This window comes from Microbacterium sp. GCS4 (genome assembly GCF_001262495.1).
In the GTDB taxonomy this organism is placed as follows: Bacteria; Actinomycetota; Actinomycetes; order Actinomycetales; family Microbacteriaceae; genus Microbacterium.
Genome location: NZ_LGYE01000002.1, coordinates 849,220 through 863,840 on the forward strand (window position 1 = coordinate 849,220; position 14,621 = coordinate 863,840).

A 14,621-nucleotide genomic window follows, 5' to 3' on the forward strand; every position below is an offset into this window, starting at 1 on the left:
GGCATCCACGTGTCAGGCGCGGAGCGCCGTCTGCCGTGACGCGACGGCGTCGCGCACAGCGGGGAACAGCGGATGCTCCGGATCGAGGCCCGTGGTGCGGGTGGTGAACGCCTCGGCATCCTCCGTGCGCAGCAGCTCCTGCAGTTCGACGGCCTGCTCGTCGTCGGGCTCCTCGAACTCGAGCGCGGCCGTGACCGCGCCGATCAGCGCGGTCGTGGTCAGCCCGCGCTCCGCGGCCATGGCCGCGGGGCCGATGAAGCGCTCGTGCCGCGAGATCTTGCGGAGCGGCTGGCGGCCCACGCGCTGCACGGTGTCGACGAGGGCTGGATTGCGGAAGCGCTCGAGGATCGTCGCGCGGTACTCCGCGAGGTCGGTGGGATCGAGACCGTGCTCGGCGACCAGGACGGCCGAGGTCTCTTCCAGCGCGGCCGACACGCGCGCGGCGATGTCGGGATCGTCGAGCGCGTCGGAGATGCGCTCGATGCCTGCGCGTGCGCCGAAGTACGCGGTGGCCGCATGGCCCGTGTTCACCGTGAAGAGCTTGCGCTCGATGTACGGCGCCAGGTCGTCGACGAAGTGCGCCCCGGGGATGCGCGGCAGGTCTCCGCCGAACGCTCCCGACTCGATCGCCCACTCGTAATACGGCTCGACGGTGACGTCGATGCCCCCGTCGGCCGGCTGGCCGGGCACGATGCGATCCACCGCGGTGTTCGCGAACACCGCGCGCGAGAGCAGCTCTCCGGCATCCGCGCCCGCGGCCTTCTCGACCTCGGCACGGAGGGTGTCGGTCGCGCCGATCGCGTTCTCGCAGGCCATGACCTGCAGGGGTGCGGCGTCGGGGGAGCGGCGGGCGAGGCCCGCCACGATGGTCGGCGCGACGAAGCGCAGCACGGTGGGGCCGACCGCGGTCGTCACGACGTCGGCGGTCGCGACCTCGGCCGCGACGCCCTCCGGGTCGTTCTTGCTGTTCACGGCGCGGAAGCCCGTGACGACGTGGTCGGAGCCTCCCGGGCCGGCCTCGTGCACGGTGTACGAGTCGACCGCGTTGATCGCGTCGACCAGAGCGTCCGCGACATCGGAGAAGACGACCTCGTAGCCGCCCTCGTGCAGCAGCAGGCCGACGAATCCGCGACCGATGTTGCCGGCTCCGAAGTGCACGGCCTTCCGGGTGTCCGCTGCGGTCATCAGGAGTTCACGTCCGCGAGCAGCGCGAACAGCTCATCCGGGGTCTGCGCCGCGTTGAGCTTCGCGACGTCGTCCTCGTCGGAGAACAGGATCGCGATCTGCGACAGGATCTCCAGGTGCTCGTCGCCGCGACCGGCGATGCCGATCACGAACGTCGCCTGCTCACCGGCCCAGTCGACGCCGCCGTCGTAGCGCACGACCGACAGCGCGGAGCCGAGGATCGCGTCCTTGGTCTCGTTCGTGCCGTGCGGGATCGCCAGGCCGTTGCCCATGTAGGTCGAGACCGTCTCCTCGCGCTGACGCATCGCGTCGACGTACGCGGGGGTCACGGCGCCGGCGGAGACCAGGATGTCGGTGGCCTCCTGCAGTGCGGACTCCTGCGTGCTGGAGCCGGAGTGGATGCGGACCTGGCCGAGGGTGAGGACGCCCATGGTGATTCCTTTCGGGTTCTGCGGATGTGGGGGCGGGGCGGATGCCGTGGCACCCGCCCCGCCCGGTCTGTCACTCGCCGGATTCGCGCTGCTCGCGCACCATCTCGACGACTTCTTCATACTGCGGTGCGTTCATGAAGTTGTCCACGGACACGTGCACCGAGTTCGGCGACTTCGAGCGCGCCCGATCCGTGAGCTGCTGCTGCGTGATCACGAGATCCGCGGTGCCGTCGAGGTTCGCGATCGCCTGATTGGTGACCGTGACGCCCTCGATGCCCGCCTTCTTGAACTTGTTGCGCAGCACGCTCGCGCCCATCGCGGACGATCCCATGCCGGCGTCGCACGCGAACACGACGTTGTGGATCGGGGTCGTGGCGACGGCGGTGGCCGTGGTGCCTCCCGCGGCTGCGCTGGCTGCGGAGGATGCTCGGAGCGAGTCCATCGCGGCGGACGACTTGCCCTTGTTCGCCTCGGTCTGCGCGATGGCCGCGTCGAACGAGTCGCCCTCGGCTTCGAGGTCACGCTTGCGCGACGAGCGAAGGATGACCGCGGTGATGAGGAACGTGACTGTCGCGGCGATGAGCACCGAGAGGTACACGACGAGGACATTGCCGACTCCGCCGCCGAGCGCCGCGGCGGTCACCGCGATGATGCTTCCCGGAGCGGCCGGGAAGCCGAGGCCGCCGCCGAGCACCATGTTCGTCGTGACGCCGGCCGCACCACCCGCGATGAGCGCGAGGATCGTGGTCGGCTTGCTGAGCGCATAGGGGAAGTAGATCTCGTGGATGCCGCCGAAGAACTGGATGATCGCGGCGCCGGGTGCGGAGGCCTTGGCCGCGCCGACTCCGAAGAACGTGAAGGCGAGGAGGAGACCGAGACCCGGGCCGGGGTTCGCCTCGATGAGGAACAGGATCGACTTGCCGGTGTCCGCGGCCTGCTCGATGCCGAGCGGGGTGAACACGCCGTGGTTGATCGCGTTGTTGAGGAACAGCACCTTCGCCGGCTCGACGATGATCGAGACGAGGGGCAGCAGGTTGAGCGAGACGAGCCAGTCGACGGCCGCACCGAGCACAGCGCTGACGCCGAGCATGACCGGACCGAAGGCGAAGAATCCGACGATGGCGAGGATCATGCCGAGGATGCCGGCGGAGAAGTTGTTCACGAGCATCTCGAAGCCGGGGCGGATCTTGCCGTCCCACAGGCGATCCATCTGCTTCGTGATCCATGCGGCGATCGGTCCCATGATCATGGCGCCGAGGAACATCGGGATGTTCGTGCCGACGATGACACCCATCGTGGCGATGGTCGCGACGACGCCACCGCGCTCGCCGTAGACCATGCGGCCGGCGGTGTTGGCGATCAGGAGCGGCAGCAGGTAGGTGACCATCGGGCCGACGAGACCGACGTACGCGAAGAAGTTCCCGCCGTCGCCTTCGGCGAGAGCGGTCATGGCACCGTTCCAGTTGATGGCGGCGGCGTCGCCGCCGCCGCCGATGATCTCCGCGACCGGCGACCAGTGCCATGCGGCGCCGAACGGGCTGTCCGCGCCGAAGAATCCGGCGGGGATGAAGAGCATGGTGATGAAGCCCCACGCGATGAACGCCGCGATGTTGGGCATGATCATGCCGGACAGGAACGTGCCGAAGCGCTGCACTCCTGTTCGGAGGCCGCCCGATTTCGTGGGGGCCGGTGACGTCGTCGTCATGATGTCGTCTCTTTCTGGTGAGGGAGGGAGGTCGTGGCGTCGGCCACGGCCTGTCGGGCCCCGGCGGCGTCATCGGCTGCCAGTGCCAGTTCGGCGAGGTTGCGGGCCTCGTCGAGAGTGCGGGTGGACAGGGTCTGGCGCACGTCCGCCAGGGCGGACGGTGCCATGGAGAGGCTCGTCGCGCCGAGGCCGACGAGCACGACGGCGAGCAGCGGATCCGCAGCCGCCTCGCCGCAGATGCCGACGGGCTTGCCGAGGCGTGCGCCCGCGGCGCCCACCTCCCGGACCAGGCGCAGCACCGCGGGGTGCCACGGGTCCTGGAATCCGGCGACCGATCCGAGGAGGCGGTCGGCGGCCATCGTGTACTGCGTGAGGTCGTTCGTGCCGATCGAGGCGAAGTCCGCGTGGGCCAGTACGCGATCGGCGAGCAGGGCGCTGGAGGGGACCTCGACCATGACGCCCGCGGTCTTCAGGCCGTACTCGCGCGCGAGAGAGGTGAAGTACGCGGTCTCCTCGACGGTCGCGACCATGGGGGCCATGACCCACAGTTCGGCCTCGGTCTCGGCATCCGCCTCGGCGAGGGCCGTGAGCTGCTCGCGCAGGATGTCCTCGCTGGCGCGGAGGGCGCGGAGGCCGCGCAGACCCAGGGCGGGGTTCTCCTCGTGCGCGTCGTTGAGGAAGGCGAGCGGCTTGTCGGCACCGGCGTCGAGCATGCGCACGACCACCTTCTTGCCCGGGAACGCCGCCAGCAGCTCCCGGTACGCCTCGCGCTGCTGCGCCACGGTGGGCGCCTGCGACGACGACAGGAACAGGAACTCGGTGCGGAAGAGCCCGACGCCCTCGGCCCCACGTGCGACGGCATCGGATGCGTCTGCGGGCTTTCCCAGATTCGCCAGCAGCGGGATCAGCGTGCCGTCGGCGAGGGCGCCGGGAGTCAGGGGTGCGGCGTCCGCCGAGAGGCGGGCCGCGGCGCGCTCCTCGGCGCGCTCCTTCTCGTCGTCGGTCGGGTCCGTCGTGACGATCCCTGCGGCCGCGTCGACGATGACGTTCTGACCGCTCGTGAGCTCGGAAGCCGCAGCGGCGCCGACGATCGCGACGATGCCCTTCTCGCGGGCGAGGATCGCCGTGTGCGAGGTGGGGCCGCCGTCGAAGGTGATGAGCGCGAGCACCTGGTCGAGGTTCAGCAGGGCTGTGTCGGCCGGCGCGAGGTCGCGGGCGACGAGCACGAACGGGTGACCGGGGTCGGGGACGCCGGGCGCCTCCACGCCGCGCAGGCGGGCGAGCACCCGCTGGGCGATGTCGTCGAGGTCGGCAGCGCGCTCGCCGAGATAGCCGCCGACGGCCTCGAGCGTGGCCTTGAATCCGGCGAAGGCGTCGTGCACAGCCCACTCGGCCGTCGCGCCGTCGTCGATGCGGGAGTCGACCTCGTCCTGCAGAGTCGGGTCCTCCGCGATCATGGCCTGCGCCTCGAGGACCTCCTGGGCGGACCCGCCGGCCGTCTCGCCGCGAGCCGTGAGCTCCTGAGCGACGGCAGCGATCGCTTCGCGGACGCGCGAGCGCTCGGCATCCGCGCCCTCGGTGCTCGGGGCGTTCTCGGGCGCGGGCAGCGCCTCCGTCATCCGGACGACCGGTCCCTGGGCGACGCCCAGACCGATCCCCACTCCGCGCAGTTCGCTCATGCGGTGTCCTGGTCGTGATCGGTCGTCAGCAGTTCGGTGAGCGTGTCGAGCACGGTCTCCGCGTTGTCGCCGTCGGCCGTGAGCGTGACGTAGTCGCCGTGCTCGATCGCCAAGGCGATCACGCCGAGGATGCTGGCGGCGTTGACCGCCTTGCCGGAGTCCTTGGCGATCGTGACGGGGATGCCCGAATCCTTCGCCGCCTGTGCGAAGAGCTTGGCCGGTCGTGCGTGGAGTCCGTGGGAGGAGCCGATCCGGACGGTACGGGAAGCGGTCATGGTGTTCCTTTCGGGGTGTTCCTGACGTCGATGATCGAGCGCGCGAACGCGAGCGTGCGGGTGCCGTCCCTGTCGGCGAAGACGTCGTCGGGGAGCAGCGCGACCGGGGCGATGACCGCCTCGCGGAGCGCCTCCAGACGCGGCGCCATGTGCGGGCCGAGGAGGACGAGGTCGTGATCGCTGCCGACGAGGGTGCTCTCGGTGCCCGCAGCCGCGTCCCAGTCAAGACCGGCGTCGGCAGCCGCACGGCGGAGTCGCTGTGCGACGAACGTGCTCGACGCGCCCGCGCCGCACACCACCAGGATCCTCATCGATCGATGCCACCTTTCCTGAGAACATTCTGGGAACAGGAGGATGCCGGGTGCCAACAGGTTCCTTTCCGCCCCCGCGGAACCCCCGTTCCGGCGCGGGGGTTCGACGCACCTGGCAGGATGGAAGACACGTCACGACAGTGCGGTCAGCACGGGAGAACGGGAGGACGATGTCTCGGCAGCGCCAGGACCAGCTCCTCTCGACCCTGCTGCGTCGGGGCAGCTGGGCGACGGCCGCGAGTCTCGCCGATCAGCTCGGAGTGACTCCGCGCAGCATCCGCTCCTATGTCGCGGCCCTCAACTCACGGACGTCCGGCGCCGACGCGATCGAGTCCGGACCGGCCGGATACCGGGCCGGGGCGAGCGCGCGTGAGGCGCTGCGCACGCGCCAGGGCGGCGAATCCGCCCCACGTGACCGCCTGCACGCGCTCGTCCGCGCGCTCCTCGACGACCCGGATGGGATCGACGTGTTCGCGATGGCCGAGCGGCTGCACGTGAGCGAGGCGACGCTCGAAGCCGACCTCGCCCGTGTGCGCACGCTCCTCGACGACAGCGCGCTCGTGCTCGAGCGCGACCGGGAGACGGTGCGTCTGCGCGGCGACGAGACCGCACAGCGCCGCCTGCTCTCGCGCCTGGCGCATGACGAGATGGACGCGGCGTCCTTCCACCCTGAGACGTTCCGTCGAGCGCTGGACGGCAGCGCCGTCCCCGCGCACGCCGTCGGCCCGTTCAAGTCGGAGCTCGTCCGCGAACTCGGCGCACTCGGCTACTACGTGAACGAGCTCGCGATCTCCGACGTGCTGCTGCACATCGCGATCGCAGCGGATCGGGTCGCAGCCGGCCACGCCCTCGAGGCGACCGCTACCGGAGCTCGCCCGGAGATCCCCGCGGTCGGCACCGTCATCGCCCGCCTCGCGCAGGAGCACTTCCAGGTGTCGCTCGGCCCGGGCGACAGCGGGCACCTCGCCTCCCTGGTCCTCACCCGCGTCGTCGCGCCGGGTCAGGATGCCACCCGCGACGTCGCCCGCAGCGGCATCGAGCCCGGGGTCGAGGCCGCGGTCCGCGAGGAGATCGCGCGCGCGGCCGAGGACTTCCAGGTCGACCTCCTCGACGAGACCTTCGTGCTCCGGCTCGCGCTGCACGTGCAGAACCTCCTGCGCCGCGCCGAGGAGAGCGCCCTCACCCGCAACCCGCTCACGCGCTCGCTCAAGACCTCGTACCCGATGATCTTCGAAGTGGCGGTGTCGATCGCGAGCGGGCTCCATGACCGGCTCGGCACGCCCATCCACGACGACGAGATCGCCTACATCGCCATGCACGTCGGCGGGCGGCTGGAACGCAGCCGCAAGGCCGAGACGATCCTCACCGCCACGATCGTTTGCCCCGGGTACTACGAGCTCCACGAGCTGCTCCGATCGAGCGTCGACCGATCGCTCGGCTCGGCGATCGAGGTCACGAGCGTCGTGACGAACGTCGATCCCGACTGGTCGTCGTTCGACACCGATCTGGTGCTCAGCACGATCGAGCCCGGTGCCGCTGGTGACCGCTATGTCCGCATTCAGCCCTTCCTCACGGATGCCGACGTCGACCGCATCCAGCAGGCGGCGGGGCGCGTGCGCCGCGCTCGCCGCCTTGCGCGCCTCCGCGCCGAGCTCGCCCGGTACTTCGTCGCCGACGCCTTCGTCCATCCGCTCCCCGACGAGGGGGAGGAGACCATCATCCGCCGTCTGGGAGGCTTGCTGGTCGACGCGGGTCTGATCGGCGAGGACTACGTCGACAACACGATCGCCCGCGAACGCATGTCCTCGACCGCGTTCACCGACGCCCTGGCCGTGCCGCACGCCCTGCAGATGACCGCGGCGCGGACAGCGATCGCGATCGGGGTGGCCGAGGGCTCGGCGGCATGGGGCGACGGGCGCGTGCAGGTCGTCGCGCTCGCCGCCTTCAGCGAGAGCGACCGTACCGCGTTCCAGACCGTCTTCGAGCAGCTCGTCGAGGTGTTCAGCGAGAGGGACAGCGTGCAGCGCATCGTGCGCCGCGGCACCACCTTCGAGGCCTTCCTCGACGAGCTCGTCGCCGTGATCGACGGCTGAGCCCGACCCGCTTGCGCCCCGAACGGGTGTGTCAGCCGCGCGGATCGAGCACGCCCGCGAGCGTGTCGAGCACCGCATCGGCCCCGGGCGACTCGGGTGTCTCGAGCACTACCGCATCTCCCTCGGCGAGGGCGAGGTCCATGATCGCCAGCACGCTGCTGAGATCGACCACCGCCCCCGTCGAGGTCTGCAGGGTCACGCCGTGAGAATGCGCCTGGACGAGGCGCACGAGCTCCGCGACGGGACGCGCGTGCACCCCGTTGTGCGCGGTGATCACGACGTGTCTGCGTGGCATGGCGCGGCCTAGGAGCGTTCGTCCAGGAGGGCGCGGACCGCGGCCTCGAGCTCTCCGATCGCCTGCGCCGCGTGCTCCGCGGATTCGCCGGCGGCGTCGATGTAGACCTTGAGCTTGGGCTCGGTCCCGCTCGGGCGCACGATGATGCGCGAACCGTCGACGAGGCGGTAGCGCAGCACGTCGCCGGACGGCTGACCCGGCTCGGCCTGCAGCAGGTCCTCGGCCGTCGAGATCGCGCGCTCTCCGAACCGCGTGGGCGGGAGCGTGCGGAGCGAGAGCATCACCGTTCCGATGACCGACAGGTCGTCGACGCGTACCGACACCTGTCCGCTCGCGTAGTGACCGTACGTGTCGCCCAGTTCTACGAGGAGGTCGGCGATCGAGGCCCCGCGACCGTAGGCCTCCGCGGCGAGGCCGAGGATCGCCACGACGGCGGAGATGCCGTCCTTGTCGCGCACCGTCTCGGGGTTCACGAGATAGCCGAGAGCCTCCTCGAAGCCGAACACGATGCCGGGTGCGCGTGAGATCCACTTGAAGCCCGTGAGCGTCTCGTGGAAATCGAGTCCGTGGTGCGCGGCGATCGCCCCTAGGCCGGGCGACGACACCAGCGAGCAGGCGAGTGACGCGCCGGGCGTTCCTGCGGCCGCACGCGCCGCGCGGGCGCCGAGCAGCAGGCCCACCTCGTTGCCCGTGAGACGGCGCCAGCCGCCCTCGGCGGACGTGTCGGGGATCGCGACGGCGAGGCGGTCGGCGTCCGGATCGTTCGCGAGGATGAAGTCCGCCTGCACGCGCTTCGCCCGGGCGAACGACAGGTCCATCGCGCCCGGCTCCTCCGGATTCGGGAACGACACCGTGCGGAAGGTCGCGTCCGGCTGCAGCTGCTCACCCACCACCATGGGCTGCGGATATCCCGCCGCCTTCACGATCGACGAGACGGTCTCCCAGCCCACGCCGTGCATCGCCGTGTACACCCAGCGCAGACCCGAGGCCGCCTCGGGGGCGGGCGCGACGGCGGCCGTGGCCGTCACGTAGGCGTCGACGACGTCCTCGGCCGCCGTCTCGTACGAGGTCGACCGGGGGAGGGCCGACACGTCGCCGGCATCCGCGACCCGCTGGATGTGTGCCGCGATCTCGGCATCCGCGGGCGACACGATCTGCGAGCCCTGGTCCGCACCGCCGAGATACACCTTGTAGCCGTTGTCGTTCGGCGGGTTGTGCGAGGCCGTGACCATCACGCCCGCATCCGCACCGAGATGGCGCACGGCGAAGGCGAGCACCGGGGTCGGCAGCAGGCGGGGAAGCAGGATGGCACGCAGACCGGCACCCGCGAACAGCTCGGCCGAGTCCGTGGCGAACACTCGCGAGTTGCGGCGTCCGTCGTAGCCGATCACGACCGTGGGGGTCGAGTCCGGTGCCTTCTCGCGCAGGTACGCCGCGAACCCGGCGGCGGCCTGCGCCACCAGCACGCGGTTCATGCGGTTGCTGCCGGCGCCGAGCGCGCCGCGCAGACCGGCCGTGCCGAAGGCGAGGCGCGTGGCGAAGCGGTCGTCGAGGTCGGCGAGCGCGGCCGCGTCACCGCCGCCCGCGCGCGTGATGACGCCGGCGAGCTCGTCGCGGGTCTCCTGGTCGGGGTCCTGGCGCAGCCATGCGCGCGCCTGTGCCAGGCGCTCCTCGCTCACAGCGCCTCGACCACTCGGGCCAGCAGCGCCGAGATCACCGGCTCGGCCTCGCGGCCCGCCTCGATCACCTCGGCGTGGCTGAGCGGCGTCTTCTGGATGCCGGCGGCGAGGTTCGTGATGAGCGAGAACCCGAGGATCTCCATGCCCGCCTCGCGCGCCGCGATGGCCTCGAGCGCGGTGGACATGCCGACGATGTCGCCGCCGATGCGCTTGGCCATCTGCACCTCGGCCGGCGTCTCGTAGTGCGGGCCGCGGAACTGCGTGTACACGCCCTCGTCGAGGGAGGGGTCGACCGTACGGGCGATGTCGCGCAGGCGCGTCGCGTACAGGTCGGTGAGGTCGATGAACGTCGCCCCCTCGAGCGGCGAGTCGGCCGTGAGGTTGATGTGATCGCTGATGAGCACCGGCTGGCCCGGCTTCCACGTCTCGCGCACGCCGCCCGCGCCGTTCGTGAGGACCATGATCTCGGCTCCCGTGGCCGCGGCGGTGCGGACCGAGTGCACGACGCGGCGCACCCCGTGGTTCTCGTAGTAGTGCGTGCGGGCGCCGATCACGAGGACGTTCTTGCCGCCCGGGGTGCGGATGCTGCGCAGGGTGCCGACGTGGCCCTCGAGCGCGGGCTTCGAGAAGCCGGTCACCTCGGTCGCGGGGATGGTCGCGACGGTCTCGCCGATGAGGTCGGCGGCCTTGCCCCAGCCGCTGCCGAGCGTGAGGGCGATGTCGTGCTTCTCGACGCCGGTGAGGCGGGCGATGTCCGCGGCGGCTGCGGCGGCGACCTCGAACGGGTTCGCAGTCGGGTCGTCGAGAGGGTTGCTGTGGTTTTCAGGCATGGATCCACTCTAGGAAGGTGGACGGCCGGGTGCCAGGATTGCGGAAGAATGGAGACCATGTCTTCCACCCCTTTCGAACGCACTCAGCGCGTCGCCGTGCTCGGCGGCGGTCCCGGCGGCTACGAGGCAGCCCTCGCGGCCGCCCAGCTCGGAGCCGAGGTGACCCTGGTCGAGCGCGTGGGCGTCGGCGGGGCGGCCGTGCTGACCGACGTCGTGCCCTCGAAGAGCCTCATCGCCACCGCGGATGCGGCCGTCGCGATCTCGGAGGCGTCCGACCTCGGAGTTCAGTTCTACGCGAAGGGCGAGCACGGCAAGCCGCTCAAGCCCGAGATCGCCATCAACCTGGCCGCGGTCAACAAGCGGCTGATCGCCCTCGCCGGCCAGCAGTCCGAGGACATGCGCGCCACCCTGCTCGAGGCCGGCGTCCGCATCCTGTCCGGTCACGGCCGCCTCGAGGGGCCGAACGCGATCATCGTCTCGACCGGGCAGGACGGCACGGACTTCGACCGCGTCGAGGCCGACACCATCGTGGTCGCTGTCGGCGCCTCGCCGCGCGAGCTCTCCTCCGCGAAGCCCGACGGCAAGCGGATCCTCACCTGGACCCAGCTGTACGACATGAAGGCGCTCCCCGAGCACCTGATCGTCGTCGGATCGGGTGTCACGGGGGCGGAGTTCGCCTCCGCGTACATGAACCTCGGAGCCAAGGTCACGCTGGTCTCCAGCCGTGAGCAGGTGCTCCCCGGCGAAGACCAGGATGCCGCGAAGGTCTTGGAGAAGGTCTTCAAGCGGGGCGGTATGGAGCTGCTGTCGAAGGCCCGCGCCGAGAAGGTCGAGGTGATCGACGACGGCGTCCGGGTGACGCTCGCCGACGGGCGCACGGTGGAGGGCAGCCACTGCCTGATGGCCGTCGGGTCCATCCCGAACACGCAGGGCATCGGTCTCGAGGAGGCCGGCGTCGAGCTCACCGAGCAGGGCAACATCCGGGTCAACCGGGTGGCGCGCACCTCCGTCCCCAACGTGTACGCGGTGGGCGACTGCACGAACTTCTTCCCGCTCGCCTCCGTCGCCTCGATGCAGGGCCGCACGGCCGTGTTCCATGCGCTGGGCGACATTGTGATCCCGCTCGAGCTCATCAAGATCACTTCGAACATCTTCACCGCGCCGGAGATCGCGACGGTCGGCTACTCGCAGAAGGACGTCGAGGACGGCGTCGCCGACGGCCTGGTCTACAAGCTGCCCCTCGCGGCCAACCCGCGCGCCAAGATGATGGGCATCAAGGACGGCTTCGTCAAGCTCATCGCCCGCAAGGGATCGGGCACCGTGATCGGCGGCGTGATCGTCGCCCCCAAGGCATCCGAGCTGATCTACCCGATCGCGGTGGCGGTCGAGCGTCGGCTCACCGTCGACCAGGTCTCGCGCGTCTTCGCGGCCTACCCGTCCCTGTCGAGCAGCATCACCGACGCGAGCCGCGCGATGCACCTCGTCAACATCTCGTAGATCGGGCTGAGCGTTTCGTCTCGCTCCGCTCGCTCGACGAACGGCGGTCGCCCCGCGAGGAGCGCAGCGACGAGACGAAAGCCCATGACGCGAGAAGGGCGCTCCACCGTGGTGGAGCGCCCTTCTCGTATGGGCGGGTCGAGTGCGGGTCAGCTGATCGTGAGCAGCTGGTGGCCGGCCGAGACCGTCGCCCCGGCATCCGCGCTGATGTTGCCGACGACGCCGTCCTTGTGCGCCTGCAGCGGCTGCTCCATCTTCATGGCCTCGAGGACCACGACGAGATCGCCCTTGACGACCTGCTGGCCCTCCTCGACCGCGACCTTGACGACCGTGGCCTGCATCGGCGACTTCACGGCGTCGCCCGACGCTCCGGCGTTGGCTGCGGTCGCATGGCTGCGACGCGACGGGGGCACGGCGGCGGGACGTCCCGCGGTGCCGGCGGCGACCGCGACGCGGTCGGGCAGGCTGACCTCGAGGCGCTTGCCGGCGACCTCGACGACCACGGTGTGGCGGCCGGACGTCGCGGCGGGCGACTCGAGCTCGCCGTCCCACGCGGGGATGTCGTTGACGAACTCGGTCTCGATCCAGCGCGTGAACACGCCGAACTCGCCGTCCTCGGCGGTGAACGCCGGATCGTTCACGACCTTGCGATGGAAGGGCAGCACGGTGGGCAGACCCGCGACCTCGAACTCCTCGAGGGCACGTCGGGAGCGCTCGAGGGCCTCGGCGCGGTCCTTGCCGGTCACGATGATCTTCGCGAGCAGCGAGTCGAACGCTCCGGAGACCGAGTCGCCGGCCGTGACGCCGGAGTCGAGGCGGATGCCGGGACCGCCGAAGGTCTTGAAGACGTGGATCGGGCCCGGCTGGGGGAGGAATCCGCGACCCGGGTCCTCGCCGTTGATGCGGAACTCGATCGAGTGGCCGGTGGGCGCGGGGTCGTCGTAGTCGATCGTGCCGCCCGCGGCGATGCGGAACTGCTCGCGCACGAGGTCGATCCCGGTGACCTCCTCGGACACCGGGTGCTCCACCTGCAGACGCGTGTTCACCTCGAGGAAGGAGACCGTGCCGTCGGCGCCGATGAGGAACTCGCACGTGCCTGCCCCGACGTAGCCGACCTCCTTGAGGATGGCCTTGGACGCGGAGTACAGCTGCGCGTTCTGCTCCTCGGTGAGGTACGGCGCGGGCGCCTCTTCCACGAGCTTCTGGTGACGGCGCTGCAGCGAGCAGTCGCGCGTCGAGATCACCACGACGTTGCCCTCGGCATCCGCCAGGCACTGCGTCTCGACGTGACGCGGCTTGTCGAGGTACTTCTCGACGAAGCACTCGCCACGGCCGAAGGCCGCAACGGCCTCGCGGGTCGCCGACTCGAAGAGCTCAGCGACCTCGTCGAGCTCGCGTGCGACCTTGAGGCCGCGTCCGCCGCCGCCGTATGCGGCCTTGATGGCGATCGGCAGGCCGTACTCCTTCGCGAACGCGACGACCTCGTCGGCGCCGGAGACCGGGCCGGGGGTGCCGGGGGCGAGGGGCGCCCCGACCTTCTCGGCGACGTGACGTGCGGTGACCTTGTCGCCGAGCGCCTCGATGGCCTCGGGGGACGGGCCGATCCACGTCATCCCCGCGCCGATCACAGCTCGGGCGAAGTCGGCGTTCTCGGCGAGGAAGCCGTAGCCCGGATGCACGGCGTCCGCGCCGGCGCGACGGGCGACCGAGAGGATCTTCTCGATCTGCAGGTACGTCTCGGCGCTGGTCTCGCCCCCGAGGGCGTAGGCCTCGTCGGCGAGCCGGGTGTGCAGTGCGTCGCGATCCTGGTCGGCGTAGACGGCGACCGAGGCGATCCCGGAGTCACGGGCGGCACGGATGATGCGTACGGCGATCTCGCCGCGGTTGGCGATGAGCACCTTGGCGATATCAGGCATGATTGCCAGCCTAGCGAGAAGAAAGCCGATCTCTTTGACGACTCCCCACAAGAAAGGTGGGGAAACGTCGAGGGGACCCTACGACCAGAGGTCGGTCCACTGCACGCCGAGCTCGGCGGCCAGGCGGCGGATCGTCGACAGTGACATGCCCACGACGGTGGAGGGATCGCCGTCCACCCGCGTGATGAACGCGCCGCCCAGGCTGTCGACCGTGAAGGCCCCGGCCACGTGCAGAGGCTCGCCGGAGGCGACGTACGCCGCGATCTCGGCATCCGAGATGTCGTCCGCGAACGTCACGGCGGCCTCGGCGGTCGCGGTGGCCTCGATCGGCTCGGCGCCCGGGGCCACCCGATACACGGAGTGGCCGGAATGCAGGATGCCGGTCGCGCCGCGCATCTCCTGCCAGCGCCGCGTCGCCTCCTCCGGCGTGTAGGGCTTGCCGTACACGCGGCCGCCGAGCGCGAACATGGAGTCGCCGCCGATCACGAGCCCGTCGAAGGTCGCGTCGGTCGCGAGCTTCCGGGCGACGGCTGCGGCCTTGGCCCGCGCGAGCAGGAGCACGAGGTCGGCGGGAGGGAGGTCGGCGCCGCGCTCGGCCGCCGCCGCGGCGGCCACGGCGTCCTCATCGACGTCAGGGGACTGCGTGAGCGGTTCGATCCCCGCCTGACGCAGCAGCATGAGACGGGCGGGGGAGGTGGAGGCGAGGCAGACGCGCATGTGCACCA

General features: G+C 70.7%; 13 protein-coding genes. 2 read left to right on the forward strand and 11 right to left on the reverse strand.

Annotated elements, in window-relative coordinates; all coding sequences use genetic code 11:
- Positions 1 to 12: 12 nt before the first annotated feature.
- From AKH00_RS11360 to AKH00_RS11385, 6 genes are all read right to left on the reverse strand, one after another.
- The gene (locus AKH00_RS11360) at positions 13 to 1,185 is read right to left on the reverse strand and encodes a mannitol-1-phosphate 5-dehydrogenase (RefSeq protein WP_050722792.1); all 1,173 of its coding nucleotides are present in this window, start codon (positions 1,183 to 1,185) and stop codon (positions 13 to 15) included.
- Positions 1,185 to 1,616 carry a PTS sugar transporter subunit IIA gene (locus tag AKH00_RS11365; RefSeq protein WP_050722793.1) on the reverse strand — a complete coding sequence of 144 codons (432 nt, stop codon included), beginning with the start codon at positions 1,614 to 1,616 and terminating at the stop codon, positions 1,185 to 1,187. The genes AKH00_RS11360 and AKH00_RS11365 overlap by 1 nt, the downstream gene beginning before the upstream one ends.
- 70 nt (positions 1,617 to 1,686) lie before the next feature.
- Complete coding sequence (locus tag AKH00_RS11370) at positions 1,687 to 3,321, reverse strand: PTS mannitol transporter subunit IICB (protein ID WP_050722794.1); 1,635 nt, start codon at positions 3,319 to 3,321, stop codon at positions 1,687 to 1,689.
- Positions 3,318 to 5,000, reverse strand: a complete 1,683-nt coding sequence (ptsP, locus tag AKH00_RS11375) for a phosphoenolpyruvate--protein phosphotransferase (RefSeq protein ID WP_050722795.1) — start codon at positions 4,998 to 5,000, stop codon at positions 3,318 to 3,320. Before ptsP ends, AKH00_RS11370 begins: the two co-directional genes overlap by 4 nt.
- A complete protein-coding gene (locus AKH00_RS11380) occupies positions 4,997 to 5,275 on the reverse strand; it encodes an HPr family phosphocarrier protein (protein ID WP_050722796.1) in 279 nt (92 codons plus the stop codon). Before AKH00_RS11380 ends, ptsP begins: the two co-directional genes overlap by 4 nt.
- Entirely contained in the window at positions 5,272 to 5,586 is a 315-nt protein-coding gene (locus AKH00_RS11385) for a PTS sugar transporter subunit IIB (RefSeq protein WP_050722797.1), read from the reverse strand. Before AKH00_RS11385 ends, AKH00_RS11380 begins: the two co-directional genes overlap by 4 nt.
- A 170-nt stretch (positions 5,587 to 5,756) precedes the next feature.
- On the opposite strand from AKH00_RS11385, the gene AKH00_RS11390 reads away from it, so the two are divergent.
- Complete coding sequence (locus AKH00_RS11390) at positions 5,757 to 7,679, forward strand: BglG family transcription antiterminator (protein ID WP_050722798.1); 1,923 nt, start codon at positions 5,757 to 5,759, stop codon at positions 7,677 to 7,679.
- Positions 7,680 to 7,710: 31 nt separating this feature from the next.
- Here AKH00_RS11390 and AKH00_RS11395 read toward each other — a convergent pair whose 3' ends face one another.
- The 3 genes from AKH00_RS11395 to AKH00_RS11405 are packed head-to-tail and all read right to left on the reverse strand — an operon-like array spanning position 7,711 to position 10,483.
- Positions 7,711 to 7,974: an HPr family phosphocarrier protein gene (locus AKH00_RS11395; protein WP_082297559.1), complete on the reverse strand. Its 264-nt coding sequence runs from the start codon at positions 7,972 to 7,974 to the stop codon at positions 7,711 to 7,713.
- Between the two features lie 8 nt (positions 7,975 to 7,982).
- Positions 7,983 to 9,653, reverse strand: a complete 1,671-nt coding sequence (locus tag AKH00_RS11400; RefSeq protein ID WP_050722800.1) for a phospho-sugar mutase — start codon at positions 9,651 to 9,653, stop codon at positions 7,983 to 7,985.
- Positions 9,650 to 10,483 (reverse strand): purine-nucleoside phosphorylase, encoded by an 834-nt coding sequence (locus AKH00_RS11405; protein WP_050722801.1) that lies wholly within the window; start codon positions 10,481 to 10,483, stop codon positions 9,650 to 9,652. Before AKH00_RS11405 ends, AKH00_RS11400 begins: the two co-directional genes overlap by 4 nt.
- 48 nt (positions 10,484 to 10,531) lie before the next feature.
- On the opposite strand from AKH00_RS11405, the gene AKH00_RS11410 reads away from it, so the two are divergent.
- Positions 10,532 to 11,980, forward strand: coding sequence for an NAD(P)H-quinone dehydrogenase (locus tag AKH00_RS11410; protein WP_200903839.1), 1,449 nt, complete (start codon positions 10,532 to 10,534; stop codon positions 11,978 to 11,980).
- Positions 11,981 to 12,129: 149 nt separating this feature from the next.
- Here the strand turns inward: AKH00_RS11410 and AKH00_RS11415 are convergent, their stop codons facing one another.
- The gene (locus AKH00_RS11415; protein ID WP_050722802.1) at positions 12,130 to 13,896 is read right to left on the reverse strand and encodes an acetyl/propionyl/methylcrotonyl-CoA carboxylase subunit alpha; all 1,767 of its coding nucleotides are present in this window, start codon (positions 13,894 to 13,896) and stop codon (positions 12,130 to 12,132) included.
- 78 nt (positions 13,897 to 13,974) lie between these two features.
- Positions 13,975 to 14,613, reverse strand: coding sequence for a Maf family protein (locus tag AKH00_RS11420; protein WP_050722956.1), 639 nt, complete (start codon positions 14,611 to 14,613; stop codon positions 13,975 to 13,977).
- Positions 14,614 to 14,621: the final 8 nt, after the last annotated feature.

Coding starts and splice junctions, on each gene's coding strand:
- AKH00_RS11360 (WP_050722792.1), bottom strand. CDS start 1,185: ATGACCGCAGCGGACACCCGGAAGGCCGTGCACTTCGGAGCCGGCAAC.
- AKH00_RS11365 (WP_050722793.1), bottom strand. CDS start 1,616: ATGGGCGTCCTCACCCTCGGCCAGGTCCGCATCCACTCCGGCTCCAGC.
- AKH00_RS11370 (WP_050722794.1), bottom strand. CDS start 3,321: ATGACGACGACGTCACCGGCCCCCACGAAATCGGGCGGCCTCCGAACA.
- ptsP (WP_050722795.1), bottom strand. CDS start 5,000: ATGAGCGAACTGCGCGGAGTGGGGATCGGTCTGGGCGTCGCCCAGGGA.
- AKH00_RS11380 (WP_050722796.1), bottom strand. CDS start 5,275: ATGACCGCTTCCCGTACCGTCCGGATCGGCTCCTCCCACGGACTCCAC.
- AKH00_RS11385 (WP_050722797.1), bottom strand. CDS start 5,586: ATGAGGATCCTGGTGGTGTGCGGCGCGGGCGCGTCGAGCACGTTCGTC.
- AKH00_RS11390 (WP_050722798.1), top strand. CDS start 5,757: ATGTCTCGGCAGCGCCAGGACCAGCTCCTCTCGACCCTGCTGCGTCGG.
- AKH00_RS11395 (WP_082297559.1), bottom strand. CDS start 7,974: ATGCCACGCAGACACGTCGTGATCACCGCGCACAACGGGGTGCACGCG.
- AKH00_RS11405 (WP_050722801.1), bottom strand. CDS start 10,483: ATGCCTGAAAACCACAGCAACCCTCTCGACGACCCGACTGCGAACCCG.
- AKH00_RS11410 (WP_200903839.1), top strand. CDS start 10,532: ATGGAGACCATGTCTTCCACCCCTTTCGAACGCACTCAGCGCGTCGCC.
- AKH00_RS11415 (WP_050722802.1), bottom strand. CDS start 13,896: ATGCCTGATATCGCCAAGGTGCTCATCGCCAACCGCGGCGAGATCGCC.
- AKH00_RS11420 (WP_050722956.1), bottom strand. CDS start 14,613: ATGCGCGTCTGCCTCGCCTCCACCTCCCCCGCCCGTCTCATGCTGCTG.